Origin of the sequence: Paenarthrobacter sp. OM7, assembly GCF_029873575.1 — a bacterium.
In the GTDB taxonomy this organism is placed as follows: Bacteria; Actinomycetota; Actinomycetes; order Actinomycetales; family Micrococcaceae; genus Arthrobacter.
The window spans coordinates 2879891-2893960 of the sequence record NZ_CP123579.1 but is presented as its reverse complement, the minus strand read 5'-3'; the positions used below and the strand labels follow the sequence as shown (position 1 = coordinate 2893960).

Genomic DNA, 14070 nt, shown 5'->3' with positions numbered 1-14070 from the left:
GCTGCCAGTCTACTGTGGCCGCGGTTCCCCGTCCGCTGTGTCCGTCACAGTCCCCGCCGCCGCGGTGAGCCGGTGGGAGAGATGGCGGGCGAATGACCTGAACTCCTCCGGTTCCAGGATCTCGAAGTCCATGTCCAGTGCGGCAAGGTAAGCGGCCGGTGCAGCAAGGTTGTCCCACCCGGAACGGAGGATGGTCGCTGCCGGACCGTCAGCGGCCAGCGTCGCGTACTGTGAACTGACGACGGCGGCCACCTCCGCGAGCGGCGCGCGGAGCCGCACCACGACGTCGAACCTGTAGGGGGAACGGGTGATGGACTGCTGCACGTAGGCTGCAAGGTCTTCGGCAGGCAAGGGGCGGGGCAGGTACTTTTTGCGTTCGGACGGCAGGGAAGCAAAACGATCCGCGCGGAAGGTCCGCCAGTCGTCCCGTTCCACATCCCAGGCGACCAGGTACCAACGACGGCCGGTGTCCACCAGCCGGTAGGGTTCCACGAGGCGGCGTGCCGATTCACCGTCGGACTTGACGTAATCAAAAGAGATCTGGCGCCTGTCCGATATCGCGGCTGAAACCACCGTCAGCTGTTGCGGGTCAACCGTGGCCGCGTTGCTGGGAAGGGTGGTGACTGCTGCTTTCAGCATGGCGAACTTCGGGCGCAGCCGGGAAGGCAATACTTGTTCCAGTTTTGCCAGGGCACGAACGGAGGCCTCGCCAATGCCGGCGACGGGTCCCGCAGCTACGGAGTTCAACCCCAGTGCAACTGCCAGGGCTTCGTTGTCGTCCAGCAGCAGGGGCGGCAGCTGCGCACCGGCCCCCAGTTGGTAACCGCCTGCGATCCCCGGGGACGCATGGATGGGGTATCCCAGGTTACGGAGCTTGTCGACATCGCGGCGCACGGTCCGTTCGGTGACGCCCATGCGGTCCGCCAGAGCCGGACCTGTCCATTCCCGGCGCACCTGCAACAGTGACAACAGCTGGAGGAGGCGGGCAGAGGTTTGGATCATGCAAGTGAATCTAGTCCATGTCGCTTCGGCACGGACGACGGTTCCACTACCTGTGGCAGGCAGAAAGACGCCCGCCGTTCGGGGAATCTGCGCAAAATTCCGTGAACGGGCGGGCGTCGGGTGGACAATGTGGGTTGCCGGCGTTGGCTGGTGGGGTTGGTTTTGACGAAGGTGTGCAGTGAGCCTGCATGTCCTAGTAGATGCGGGGGTTCCAGTACGGGGTGCTGGGAGCGTCGAAAGCGCTCCAGGGCTCCTTGGACTGGATGGGCGGGTTATGGCCGCGGCCATCCTTCAGCAAGGCTGAAACAGTGGCCGCGACGGCGGTGATGAGGACTATGAAGAGGATGATTCCGAAGATTTCCATGCCTCCAGCCTGCTCCTGTGGAAGGTCAAGAAACAGTGGCAGAAATGCCCCATTTAGATAATTTTCTGCCACACTGGAGATATGTTGAAATCAGTGGCGGTGATCGTTGTTCCCGACTTCTCGATCTTCGAATTTGGCACGGCTTTCGAAGTTTTCGGCATTGACAGATCGGATCGGGGCGTCGGAGTTCCGGCCTTCGACTTCCGGGTATGCGCGCCGGAGCCGGGGGATATCCGCATGAAGTCCGGGCTGTCCCTCCACGTCAACCTGGGCTTGGAAGCAGCCGCCGATGCGGACCTCGTTATCATGGCGCCGTTCGGCCGGGACCGGGACGTCCCCGAATCGGTCCTGGACGCTCTGCGGGCAGCCCACGCACGGGGCGCATGGGTGATGTCCATCTGCTCCGGGGCCTACGCCCTGGCCCGTGCTGGATTGCTGGAAGGGCGTCGGTGCACCACGCATTGGCACTATTCACAGGATCTGTCCAGCCGATACCCCGGGGCCATCGTGGACGAGAACGTCCTTTATGTGCAGGATGGAACCATCATCACCAGCGCAGGCACGGCGGCCGGCATCGACGCCTGCCTCCACTTGGTTCGGGTCGAGTTGGGAGCCAACGTAGCTGCCGCCATTGCCCGGGACATGGTGGTTCCGCCGCACCGCGATGGCGGCCAGGCCCAGTTCATTGACCGGCCCATGCCGCGATGCGGATCCGCGCCCATGGAGGAACTCCTCCGGTGGATGGTTGAGCACCTCGACGAGGAACACAGCGTGAACGAGTTGGCGGCCCGCCTCCACATGTCACCGAGGACCTTCGCCCGCCGCTTCAGGGCAGAGACGGGAACTACTCCGGCTGCCTGGCTGAACTCGCAGCGGGTGCTCAGGGCCCAGGAACTCCTGGAGACCACAGAGCTGAACATCGACGAAATTGCCAGGGAAGCGGGGTTCGGACATTCTGTGCTGCTCCGCCACCATTTCACCAAGGTGCTGGATACCAGCCCGCAGAGTTATCGCCGTGCTTTCCGTGGGCAGTTGGCGGAGGCTATTTAGGGACGCGCTGCGTTCTACGCCCTTGGCTGTCAGCGTCTGCCTCCCAGCCGGCCGCGGGACTCAGAGCCCTCGGCTTTGGCACATTCCACCAGTTCCTGCCAAGGCCCGGTGACGGCGCGGTCCGGGAGGGTGGCCCGGCGTTGGCCTGCCCTGATGGAGTACATGAACCTGTCCGGTTGGTTTGCCGCCCGTGACTGGCTCTTGGCTTCCTCCCATGGGCAAGCCTCAACCATGGGAACCCACCGTTCCTTGTCATCGGGGGAGACTGCGTCCACGCTCCAGACGCGCGTCATCGCTGCAATTCCCCCACTGCGTTGGACGGTGATCTTCATGGCCGGCTGCTTCTCGTTCGACGTTTCCTCGTCAGCCAGCCAGCGGGACCGCACCAAGCTGTCCGGTCCGCCGACCGACTAAACCTTGACCTTCACAGTCTCCCACGCCTTGAGGACGGCGTCATGCTCCGCGGAACCGGATCCGAAAAGTTCCCCGGCGGTGGCCACGGTGGTCTTCGCGAACTTTCCAAAAGTGCAGGTCGCGGGGAGGGAGCCGCTGGTCAATGTACCGTACCAAATCTGGCCGGGCGCCTCCCACGCATTGCCACCGAGTTCCGAGGCCACCACGTAGAAAGCCTTGTTGGGGATGCCGGAGTTGATGTGCACCCCACCGTTGTCCGCGCTGGTGCGCACGTAAGTGTCCATGGAGTCCGGCTGGGGATCCTTGCCGAGGACGTCGTCGTCGTAAGCGGTGCCCGGCGCCTTCATGGAGCGCAGGGCAGCGCCTTGGACCTGGTCCGTGAAGAGACCCTCACCGATGAGCCAGCTGGCTTTCGACGCAGTCTCCTGCTTCAGGTACTGCTCCACGAGGACACCGAAGACGTCAGACATGGACTCGTTGAGTGCACCGGCCTGGTTCCGGTAGGCAAGATTGGCCGTGTATTGGGTCACCCCGTGGGCGAGTTCGTGGCCGATGACACTGACGGACTTGGTGAAGCGTTGGAAGATCTGGCCGTCGCCATCGCCAAAGACCATTTGCGATCCGTCCCAAAAGGCGTTGTCGTAGAGCTTTCCGTAGTGGACAGTGGCATCGAGGGCGAGGCCCGCATCATCGATGGAGTCCCTGCCGAAGATTTCCCCATACAGGCGGTGTGTGCTGCCAAGGCCGTCGTAGGCCTCATCCGCCGCCATGTCCCCGACAGGCCCGGCGCCTTCCTTACGGACAACACGGCCGGGCAAGGTCTCCGTGGATTCGGCATCGAAAATAGTCCGCTTGGGCGGGCCCGGCTTTGCCTGGCGGGCACTGGGCGGCGCCGCAGGGATGGGCGCTGTGCGGATGGCCTGCAGGTCTTTGATGTGCAGCAGCGACTCCTTTGCTGCCCTGGCCACGGCCCGCAGCCGTGGCTCGCTCTGGGCGGCAATCCTGCGAAGCATGTACGGAGGAACGATCGAACACATCACGGCAAACCCCTTTGGCTATCGGAAAGACCAACTGGATTCAGCCTAAAAGCAGGCTCCGACAATATCGCGGTGAACGTCCGGCAAGCCCCGAACTGATAGCCGGCACCGGAACACAAAAATACCCCGCCAGTTCACTGGCGGGGTATTCGTTGTGCCCTCGATAGGATTCGAACCTACGGCCTTCTGCTCCGGAGGCAGACGCTCTATCCCCTGAGCTACGAGGGCATCCAGGGTTCCCTCCGTTGCCGGTGGGACGTCCTAGAGCTTAGCAGTCACTGCGCCGCAAATGAAAACCCGACCCACCGGCGGCAATCCCCGCACTGGACCACCGGACCGGCCCTTCGCATCAGTACCCGGCGAACGAATCGACGTGGATACGGCGCGCCCCTGCAGTGCGGGCAGCGGCACGCAGCGAATCAACGCTCGCTGGTGAGCCGGAAACGAAAACTTCGCGATCGGCAATGTCGGGGACCAACTCCTTGAGGCGTTCCGCGTCGATTCTGGCGGCACCGGCGTCGACCATGAACGCCGGGGGAGCGGAACCGTCCGCCAGCCTGGCGATCACCCTGGCCCCGGAGGCTTCCAGCTGCTCCACGCCGGCCAACTCATCGCGACCTTTGGCGAGGTACATCACCACGGTGTCGCGGGGCTCGGCGTCAGCGGACAGGTGCGAGAGGAACGGCGTAATGCCGATTCCTGCAGCGATCAGCAGGACCGGTTTTCCGGCGTCGTGCGGTAGAACAAAGTCCCCGCCTACGGCCGTGGCAGAGAGTTTGTCGCCGGGTTTCAAAGCCAGCAACGCCTTCTTTGCCGTGGACAGCGGCTCGGCCGTGCCAACTCCAAAGGTCACTTCCGGGGCGCCCGGGGCGCTGGTGATACTGAAGACCCGCCGGCGGCCCTTGCCGTCGGAAGCCCGGTGCGGCAGGTTGAGCTCCATGTACTGGCCTGCAGCAAACCGCACCGGGCGCTGTGGCTCAAACCTGAACTCCGTGCTGCCCGGGGTCAGGGCACGCGAACCTTTGAACGTCAGTTCCACCCCGCCACGCTGGCCCAGGAAGAAGGCCAGGAGGTTGCCCAGCAACAAAGCGAGTTCGGGGGAGTTGGCAACGAAGCCGAAGTTATATGGAACCGCAAACACAACACCCACCACACCGGCAAGCGCCAACTGCTGCCAGCGGCGGGGAGGGAGGGTGAGCGGCTCCGAGAGCATGAAGCCCACGAAAAACAGCAGAGGCCTCTGTGCCAAAGACTGCCATAGTGCCTGTCCGAAGCTCATGCTGCGGCTCAGGAGCTCCAGGGTGATGATGCCGGCAGCCACCACCAGGAAGACTGTCGCCATCAACATTTTTCGCGTGCGGTACAGAACAACCAGCACGCCGGGAACCAGGAGCCACAGCATTGCCGGGGTCGCAGCCCACCACGTGGCGATGTTCAACCCGGTCAGGCCAGTGACGAACGCCCCGGCCGCGGCCGGATTAAAGATGTGACGCCCACGGAAGGCCAGCGCATATTTGGAGACGCTGGCCACCACGCAGGCCAGAGCCACGCCTGTCATGTCAGTGACTCCGAAGGCGGGCCAGAACAGGAAATAGAGCAGCAATCCCGTAATCAGGGAGGACTCCGTGTGCGGCTGGAGGCGGAAGATCAACGCCAGCAGTCGGTTGGACGCGTACGTTACCGTCAGGCAGAGCGCCAGATGCACCAGCATCTCGGGGAGGCCGAACGTCAGCCAGCCCAGAATGTTGAGGAGCATGCTGTAGGCCACGAGCGCACCCAGCACCCACAGAATCAAGCGGTACATCGTGAAGCGGCCCAACCAGGTGTCTACGCGGGACTTAGCGGCAATCATGTGAACAGTCTCCCCTCGAAACGGTGCGAAAATGTGGCGGCACCACTGGAGGACACCCTGAGCCAGGAGAAATCGAACTCCTCCTGCAACTGGGCCGGTTCAAGCATGAACAAGGCAGTGGCCAACGCATCCGCCACCAATGCGCTCGCAGCCATGGTCCAGGTAGCCACCATGGTGTGGATGGGCCGGCCTGTAGTCCCGTCCAGGACGTGGTGCAGGCCATCGCCCCAGGCGCGCCGGTTGGAAGCCGAAGCGCAGAGGGCTGAATTATGGAGCTCAACAGTGCCTATGGCCTGGCCGGGATTATAGGGATGTTCCAAGGCGACCATCACAGGGTGGGTGCCCGCATGGAGCATGTCGCCGCTCCCATCCACCAGGAATTCAGAATGGCCGGTTGACTGCAGGATCCCGCCCAGCAGGTCCACCAACTGCCCCTTCCCTGCAGCCCCAATGTCCAGGGCCACTGCTTCGGTGACGGTCAGTGCCGTATCCGTCCACTCAAGGACGTCTTCCCAGCGTGGCGGGGCCAGGGGATCTCCGGAGGGGGCCAACGTGTAACCCGGATCGTAGCCAAGCCTTTCCAGACTGCTGCCGATGAGGGGGGTCATGGCGCCCCCGCTGAGCCGATACAGGGCGGCGTAGACCTCATGGAGGGCTACGGCATGCCCGGGCAAGGTAATCCTGCCGGGTTCGCGGGACAGGCCTGACACCAGGGAGTCCGGCCTGAACCGCGAATACGTCGCGTCATAGTCACCGACTGTTTCCAGCAGTTGGTGCCGCACCGCGGGTGCCAGCGCCTCCGGCGTCGAAATCTCCCACCGCGTCCCGATGCCGTCAAAACTGAAGGAGCTCCAGTCCGCGTGCGGCATGGTGCTACTTGGCCTGGGACTTGATCTGCTTCACGGCATCGTTGAACCCGCCGGACGTCAAGGAGGAACCAGCCACCTTGGAGACATTGAGTTCGTCGATGTTCTTGCCAACAATCTGCGCCGAAATGCCGCTGGCGAACTCGCCTTGGAACTTCTTGGTGTTGGGGTTCGAAGGGTGCGTGGTGATGTTGACCGCGGACACCCTGTCACCGGCAAGCGTCAATTCCACGCCCACGGTCTCCTGGCCATTGGGCGAGGTGTACGTGCCGTCGGCGCTGTAGGTTCCGTCCTTGTATACCGAAGCGCCCGCGGCAGTGGAGCCGGACGCGGTAGAGGAAGAGGTGGGGCTGGACGTGCTGGCCTGGCCGCCATTTTCGGCAGCCGGCGTGGATTCAGCGGACGGGGACTGCGCAGACGGCGCGCAGCCCGCCACGGCACCAATGAGTGAAAGGCCGGCAATTCCGGAGTAAATGCTCTTGCGGAGTGGCGTAGTCATGGTTCTGCTCGTTTCAACTGGACAAGAAATGGTCATGGGATTGGTACTCGCGGGATGACGGACGAGGCCACCTCCTACGTCTTCACAACGTTGAATTCAGCGTAATGGTTCAGTCTGTGGCGCCCGATATACGTTCCTGTGCGTTGGCTGTGTCCACATTGTCCACATAAGCGACCCTCAATTCCGCGACTTTGCGGGCCCCCGGTAGGCTAGATGCGTGACTCCCGAAGAACTCTCTGCTGCCATATCCGCCTGCCTTAAGGACGCCGTCTCTACCGGCGAAATTACCTTGACGGAATCTGCCGTGCCCGATTCCGTGCGAGTGGAGCGACCAAAGAACCGGGATCATGGAGACTGGGCCACCAACATCGCGCTGCAACTCTCCAAGCAGGCCGGGATGAATCCGCGCGAATTTGCCGGGATCCTCAGCAACCACCTCCAGGGCATCCCCGGTGTCACAGGGGTGGAAATAGCCGGTCCCGGCTTCCTGAACATCACAGTGGACGCCGCCACCGCCGGTGCCCTGGCAAAGGCCATCGTTGAGGCCGGATCCAGCTACGGCACCAACCAGGCGCTCGCGGGACGCGTGGTCAACATGGAATTCGTGTCCGCGAACCCCACAGGACCGTTGCACATTGGGCACACCCGTTGGGCAGCCTTGGGCGATGCGATCGCCAGGGTCCTGCGCGCCTCCGGTGCAAACGTCACCGCTGAGTACTACATCAACGACGCCGGCTCGCAGATGAATGTCTTCGCCAACTCTGTCCTTTCCCGGCTGCACGGCCGCGGCGTCCCTGAGGGCGGCTATCCGGGTGAATACATCCGAGAGCTCGGCGACGAAGTCCTGAAGGCCCACCCCGGCATCCGGGAACTGACGGACGAGGCCGCCCTCCCTGTGATCCGTTCGGCTGCCTATGAGGCACAGATGGCGGACATCAAAACGACCCTGGCGGACTTCGGCGTGGAGTTCGACGTCTTCTTCTCGGAGAAGGAACTGCACGACGCCGGTGCGATCGAATCCGCTGTTGCCCGCCTTCGCGAGCAGGGCCACGTCTTTGACGACGGGGGTGCCGTGTGGCTGCGCACCACCGACTTCGGTGACGACAAAGACCGCGTGATGATCCGCGCCAATGGCGAACCGACCTACTTCGCCGCGGACGCTGCCTACTACCTTTCCAAGAAGGACCGTGGTTTCACTGAGAAGATCTACCTGCTCGGCGCCGACCATCACGGCTACATCAACCGCCTGAAGGCCATTGCGGCCTGCGCGGGCGATGATCCCGAGGCCAACATCGAGGTTCTCATCGGCCAACTGGTCTCGGTAAACGGCGCAAAGCTGTCCAAGCGTGCGGGCAACATCATTGAGCTCAAGGACCTTATTTCCTGGCTGGGCAAGGATGCCGTGCGCTACTCCCTGGCCCGTTTCCCGGCCGACTCGCCGCTGACGCTGGATCCGGAGTTGCTGAAGAAGCACAGCAACGAGAACCCGGTATTTTACGTGCAGTATGCCCACGCGCGGTCCCGCGGCACGGCACGCAACGCTGCCGAAGCCGGTGTAGAACGCCAGGTTGATGGAGTGGATGCATTCGACGCATCGCTCCTGGACCATGCCACGGAAAACGAGCTGCTGTCCTATCTGGGCAGCTACCCGTCCATCGTGGCCAAGGCTGCTGAGCTGCGCGAGCCGCACCGTGTGGCGCGCCACCTTGAAGTCATTGCCGGAGCCTACCACCGCTGGTATGACGCCTGCCGGGTGTCGCCGCAGGGTGACGATCCCGTCCTTGATGTGAACCGCACGCGCCTGTGGCTCAATGACGCCACCAGCCAGGTACTTGCCAACGGACTCGAACTGCTGGGCGTTTCGGCGCCGGAACGGATGTAGGGCAATGAACACAGCAGCTGATCACGCTTCTCCGCTCGCCCCTGAATGGTTGGCCGTACCTGAGGACCTCAACGCACTGCAGGAACCCCTGTGGGCCGCCGGAGTTGGAAAGAACGACGCCGGTGAGGTCACAGTTGACGGGTTTTCCGTCAGTGAGCTCAAAGAACAGTTCGGAACTCCACTGTTTGTTATGAGCGAATCGGACTTCCGCTCCCGCGCCAGGGCATTCAAGGATGCCTTCGACGCCGCCTTCGCCGATATTTGCGGGGGAGTGGACGTCTACTACGCAGGGAAGTCCTTCCTGTGCACCGCCGTGGCAAGCTGGGTAGCAGAAGAGGGCCTGCGCCTGGATACCTGTTCCGGCGGCGAACTAGCTGTCGCTGCACGTGCGGGAATTGACGGCTCCAATCTGGGGTTGCATGGCAACAACAAGTCGGACGCGGAGATCAACCGCGCCCTGGACATGAAGCTGGGCAGGATCGTGGTGGACAGCCTCGATGAGCTCGAGCGGGTTGCCAAAATAGCTTCCGGCCGCGGCGAGGTTGCCAAGGTCATGCTGCGCCTGACACCTGGTGTGCATGCGCATACCCACGAGTTCATCGCCACCGCACACGAGGACCAGAAATTTGGCCTCTCCATGGCGGAAGACTCCACCGAGGAAGCTGGTCTTTCGGCAGCCGAGGAAGCTGTGGCAGCAGCCACCTCCTACTCAAGCGTCGAACTGCTCGGCCTGCACTGCCACATCGGCTCGCAGATCTTTGAGCCGGATGGTTTTGCCGTCGCTGCGGAGAAGCTTCTGGGTTTCCTCGCGGCCATGCAGACCAAGTACTCCATTGTCCTGCCGGAACTGGACCTCGGGGGTGGCTATGGCATCGCGTACACCCCGGTGGACACACCCCGCCCACCGGCCGAGATCGCGGAGGCGATGGCCGCCGTCGTGCGTTCCACATGCGCCAGGTTGGACATCACGCCGCCGCGCATCTCCATCGAACCCGGACGGGCGATCGTAGGCAGCACCACGTTCACGCTTTATGAAGTAGGCACCCTCAAAACCGTGCGGGTTGACGCCCCTGATGGTGAGGACGGTCAAAAGAACGTTACGTATCCACGCCGTTATGTGTCAGTGGACGGCGGCATGAGCGATAACGCCCGTCCGGTGCTGTACGACGCGGATTATTCGGCGATTCTGGCTTCCCGTGACTCCTCTGCGGCTCCCCAGCTGTCCCGCGTAGTGGGCAAACATTGCGAGAGCGGCGACATAGTTGTTAGAGATGTATATCTGCCCGCGGATGTGGCAGCCGGTGATTTGCTCGCAGTACCGGGTACCGGCGCCTACTGCTGGGCCCTCTCCAGCAACTACAACTACCTGGCACGGCCTGGCGTTGTCGCTGTACGCGACGGAGCTGCCCGGCTGATTGTCCGCGGGGAAACCGAAGAAGATCTCTTGAACCGCGACATGGGAGTGGCGAATGTCTGAAGTGCGAACCTTGAAGGTGGCCCTGCTGGGCTGTGGCAACGTTGGGGCCCAGGTCGCGCGGATTCTGATTGACGACGCCGACGCCCTGGCCGCCCGCAGCGGCGCCCGCCTCGAACTTTCGGGCATCGCCGTACGCACCATCGATGCCCCGCGTGACGTCGAACTGCCGCGTGAACTTTTCACCACGGATGCCGACACCCTGGTCAAGGATGCAGACCTGGTCATCGAACTCATGGGAGGCATTGAGCCAGCACGTTCGTTGATCCTTACGGCCATCCAGAACGGCGCATGTGTTGTCACCGGCAACAAGGCCCTGCTCGCGCAGGACGGCCCCACCCTGTACGAAGAGGCTGACAAAGCCGGTGTCCAGTTGTCTTACGAAGCCGCGGTAGCAGGTGCCATCCCCATCCTGCGCCCCATCCGCGACAGCCTGTCCGGCGATCGCATCACCAGGGTCCTGGGCATCGTCAACGGCACCACCAACTTCATCCTTGACCAGATGGACACCACCGGTGCCCAGTTCTCTGACGCACTGGCCGAAGCCCAGCGGCTCGGATACGCCGAAGCGGATCCCACTGCCGACATCGAAGGACACGACGCCGCGGCGAAGGCAGCCATTCTGGCCTCCCTGTCCTTCCACACACGCTTTTCCCTGGACGATGTCTACTGCGAAGGCATCACCAAGGTCAGCGCGGCGGACATCGCCTCTGCCAAGGAAGCCGGATTCGTCATCAAGCTCTTGGCGATTGCCGAGAAGATCGACTCAGCAGAAAACGGCGGCGGCATCTCAGTGCGGGTCCACCCCACACTGCTGCCGCGGGAACACCCGCTGGCCGCCGTCCGCGGCGCCTTCAACGCAGTCTTCATCGAGGCGGAGAACGCCGGCGAACTGATGTTCTACGGGCAGGGTGCAGGCGGAACTCCTACCGCCTCTGCCGTACTTGGTGACCTCGTCTCCGCAGCGCGGCGCCTGGTCCTTGGTGGCCCGGGCCGCACGGAAACCACCACGGGGCACGTCCCGGCGCTGGCCATCGACGCATCCAACACCAGCTACTACATCGGATTGGACGTAGCTGACCAAGCCGGCGTACTGGCGCGGATTGCGCACATCTTTGCGGAAAACGGTGTCTCCATCGAAATCATGCGGCAGACGATCCACCGCGACGCAGAGTCGAACGTTGAATCGGCTGAGCTGAAGATCGTGACGCACCGTGCATCCGAAGCTGCACTCGCAGCAACCGTCGAGGCCGTCAAGGGCCTGGACGTCATCAATTCTGTGACATCCGTACTGCGGGTAGAAGGGGTCTAAGTGGCTCACCAATGGCGCGGAGTAATCCGCGAATACGCTGATCGTTTGCCCGTAACGGAAGCCACCAAGGTCATTACCCTCGGCGAGGGCGGCACGCCCCTGGTCCATGCACGGCAGCTCTCCGAGCTCACCGGTTCAGAGGTGTACCTGAAGGTTGAAGGCATGAACCCCACGGGTTCCTTCAAGGACCGTGGCATGACCATGGCCATGACGGCAGCAGTTGAAGCCGGAGCCAAGGCCGTGGTCTGTGCGTCCACCGGTAACACCTCTGCCTCGGCAGCTGCCTACGCCACTGCGGCCGGGTTGAAGTGTGCCGTTTTGGTTCCCGAAGGCAAGATCTCCATGGGCAAATTGAGCCAGGCGATCGCGCACGGCGCCACCTTGCTGCAGGTTGACGGCAACTTCGACAACTGCCTGGACATTGCCCGCAAACTGGGTGAGTCCTACCCGGTGTTCCTGGTGAACTCCGTCAACCCCGCCCGTATCCAAGGCCAGAAGACCGGTGCCTTCGAAATCGTCGACTCACTCGGCGATGCTCCAGACATCCATGTTCTGCCTGTCGGTAATGCCGGCAACATCAGCGCCTACTGGAAGGGCTACAAGGAATATTCCGCGCCCTTCGAGACCGCCAGCGGGACCTTGGCGGCTGTCTCCACCAAGACGCCCATCATGTGGGGCTTCCAGGCTGCAGGGGCGGCGCCATTTGTTGCAGGACACCCGATCACGGAGCCGGACACCATCGCGACTGCCATCCGCATCGGCAACCCCGCGTCCTGGGACACCGCTGTTGCCGCCCGCGACGAATCCGGTGGCCTGATTGAGGCCGTTACGGATGATGAGATCCTGGCTGCCCACCGCTGGCTGTCCGCCAAGGAGGGCGTCTTCGTGGAACCCGGCTCCGCTGCCGGCGTCGCAGGCCTCATCAAGAAGCACGCTGCAGGCGAGGTTCCCTCCGGGAAGACCATCGTCATCACGGTTACCGGTCACGGACTCAAGGACCCGCAGTGGGCCCTCCGCACTGACGATGGCAGCGATGTTCAACCCGTCAAGGTGCCGAACGACGTCGTCACCGTTGCCGCAGAACTGGGACTGGAAGAAAAGTAAGAGTGGAATCAACGCAGCCCACCGCGACTGATCGTGCGCTCGTCGCGGCAGGCCAGCGGCTGACCGTCAAGGTCCCCGGTACAAGCGCCAACCTGGGCCCCGGCTACGACAGCCTCGGCTTGGCCTTGTCGATTTACGACACCTTGACGGTGGAAACCCTCAGCACCGGAGAGCTCGAGTTTGAGCTCTCCGGTGAAGGGGCCGAAACCCTTCCCCGGGATTCCAGCCACCTCGTGGTGCGCGCCATTGATCTTGCGCTGGATCGCCTTGGCTACCAGCACTCCGGGCTGAAAATTACTGCGGACAACGTCAATCCGCACGGACGTGGCCTCGGATCCTCAGCTTCTGCCGTGGTGGCAGCGGTGACCGCAGCCAATGCCTTGGTACCGGAGGAATCGCGGAAGGATCGCGATTGGATCCTGCAGCTGACCAGCGAGATGGAGGGCCACCCGGACAACGTCGCACCGGCCATTTTCGGCGGACTGGCGCTGTCCTGGCAGGACAGCGAGCAGTACAGCAGTACCAGGGCAGACGTTGCGCCTTCAGTCATTCCGGTAGTCGCCGTCCCGGACTTCGAGTTGTCCACGGAGACGGCACGCGGTTTGCTCCCTGCTTCCGTGGGCCATCATGCGGCGGCCATGAATTCCGGACGCGCCGCCCTGCTGATCCACGCCCTCACGGCGCAGCCGGCCTTCCTGTTGCCCGCTACCGAGGACTACCTCCACCAGAGCTACCGTGCACAGGCTATGCTTCCCAGCGCCGACCTCATCGCGGCGCTTCGGTCCGCAGGCCACGCGGCCGTTGTTTCCGGTGCGGGCCCCACTGTGATGGTGCTGGCCAACGGGGAACGTGAAGCCTCCACTGTTGCGGATTTCATTGAGTCCTACACGGCGTCCAACACACCAGACATTGGCTGGCGTGTGATGACACTGGCTGTGGACGTTCAAGGTGCTAGAGTGGAAGTGCACCGCCGGTAAAGCCGCGGGCAGTTCCCTGATTTCGGATCTCGGTGTTTCGCCGTACCTTTCGTCAACTGTGCCAACGTTGGTGGTGTCGTCTCTTTCCGGCCAGTCTCAGGTGCCGAGATCTCTCTGTTCCCTGAACCTACAGCCGGCAGTCCGGGCAACCGGATCCAGTGATGACGATCAGTATCCGGCCCTGTTGGCCACAATCCATCAGGCACGGCCCAAATCACCGGCTGCAGATCTGAACTG

Annotated in this window: 13 protein-coding genes and 1 tRNA gene; 6 read left to right on the top strand and 8 right to left on the bottom strand. The window is 62.9% G+C overall.

The genetic code is table 11. The annotated features are described in order from the left end of the window. Positions 1-9 precede the first annotated feature (9 nt). Positions 10-1002: a WYL domain-containing protein gene (locus tag QEH68_RS13370; RefSeq protein ID WP_207593920.1), complete on the bottom strand. Its 993-nt coding sequence runs from the start codon at positions 1000-1002 to the stop codon at positions 10-12. A gap of 193 nt (positions 1003-1195) precedes the next feature. Beyond that, complete coding sequence (locus tag QEH68_RS13365; RefSeq protein ID WP_198318235.1) at positions 1196-1366, bottom strand: hypothetical protein; 171 nt, start codon at positions 1364-1366, stop codon at positions 1196-1198. Positions 1367-1447: 81 nt separating this feature from the next. Here QEH68_RS13365 and QEH68_RS13360 point away from each other — a divergent pair, with 81 nt between their 5' ends. Next, positions 1448-2416, top strand: coding sequence for a helix-turn-helix domain-containing protein (locus QEH68_RS13360; protein ID WP_207593919.1), 969 nt, complete (start codon positions 1448-1450; stop codon positions 2414-2416). Positions 2417-2445: 29 nt separating this feature from the next. Here QEH68_RS13360 and QEH68_RS13355 read toward each other — a convergent pair whose 3' ends face one another. From QEH68_RS13355 to QEH68_RS13330, 6 genes are all read right to left on the bottom strand, one after another. Beyond that, the gene (locus QEH68_RS13355; RefSeq protein ID WP_207593918.1) at positions 2446-2748 is read right to left on the bottom strand and encodes a protealysin inhibitor emfourin; all 303 of its coding nucleotides are present in this window, start codon (positions 2746-2748) and stop codon (positions 2446-2448) included. Between the two features lie 78 nt (positions 2749-2826). Further along, a complete protein-coding gene (locus QEH68_RS13350) occupies positions 2827-3867 on the bottom strand; it encodes a M4 family metallopeptidase (protein WP_242703335.1) in 1041 nt (346 codons plus the stop codon). A 155-nt stretch (positions 3868-4022) separates the two neighbouring features. Further along, positions 4023-4095, bottom strand: a tRNA-Arg gene (locus tag QEH68_RS13345). Between the two features lie 121 nt (positions 4096-4216). Further along, complete coding sequence (locus tag QEH68_RS13340; RefSeq protein ID WP_280623097.1) at positions 4217-5719, bottom strand: oxidoreductase; 1503 nt, start codon at positions 5717-5719, stop codon at positions 4217-4219. Next, complete coding sequence (locus tag QEH68_RS13335) at positions 5716-6588, bottom strand: FAD:protein FMN transferase (protein ID WP_280623096.1); 873 nt, start codon at positions 6586-6588, stop codon at positions 5716-5718. The genes QEH68_RS13340 and QEH68_RS13335 overlap by 4 nt, the downstream gene beginning before the upstream one ends. A gap of 4 nt (positions 6589-6592) precedes the next feature. Continuing rightward, the gene (locus tag QEH68_RS13330; protein ID WP_280623095.1) at positions 6593-7084 is read right to left on the bottom strand and encodes a hypothetical protein; all 492 of its coding nucleotides are present in this window, start codon (positions 7082-7084) and stop codon (positions 6593-6595) included. A gap of 217 nt (positions 7085-7301) precedes the next feature. On the opposite strand from QEH68_RS13330, the gene QEH68_RS13325 reads away from it, so the two are divergent. Genes QEH68_RS13325 through thrB form a run of 5 tightly spaced genes read left to right on the top strand, consistent with a single transcriptional unit; the run spans position 7302 to position 13833 of the window. After that, positions 7302-8966, top strand: a complete 1665-nt coding sequence (locus tag QEH68_RS13325) for an arginine--tRNA ligase (protein ID WP_280623094.1) — start codon at positions 7302-7304, stop codon at positions 8964-8966. A gap of 4 nt (positions 8967-8970) precedes the next feature. Next, entirely contained in the window at positions 8971-10443 is a 1473-nt protein-coding gene (gene lysA / locus QEH68_RS13320; protein WP_280623092.1) for a diaminopimelate decarboxylase, read from the top strand. Further along, positions 10436-11752: a homoserine dehydrogenase gene (locus QEH68_RS13315; RefSeq protein ID WP_207593912.1), complete on the top strand. Its 1317-nt coding sequence runs from the start codon at positions 10436-10438 to the stop codon at positions 11750-11752. Before lysA ends, QEH68_RS13315 begins: the two co-directional genes overlap by 8 nt. Beyond that, on the top strand, positions 11753-12856 hold the full coding sequence (thrC, locus tag QEH68_RS13310) for a threonine synthase (RefSeq protein ID WP_280623091.1): 1104 nt from the start codon (positions 11753-11755) through the stop codon (positions 12854-12856). It begins immediately after the preceding gene. A gap of 2 nt (positions 12857-12858) precedes the next feature. Beyond that, entirely contained in the window at positions 12859-13833 is a 975-nt protein-coding gene (gene thrB / locus QEH68_RS13305; RefSeq protein ID WP_280623090.1) for a homoserine kinase, read from the top strand. The last annotated feature ends 237 nt before the right edge of the window (positions 13834-14070 follow it).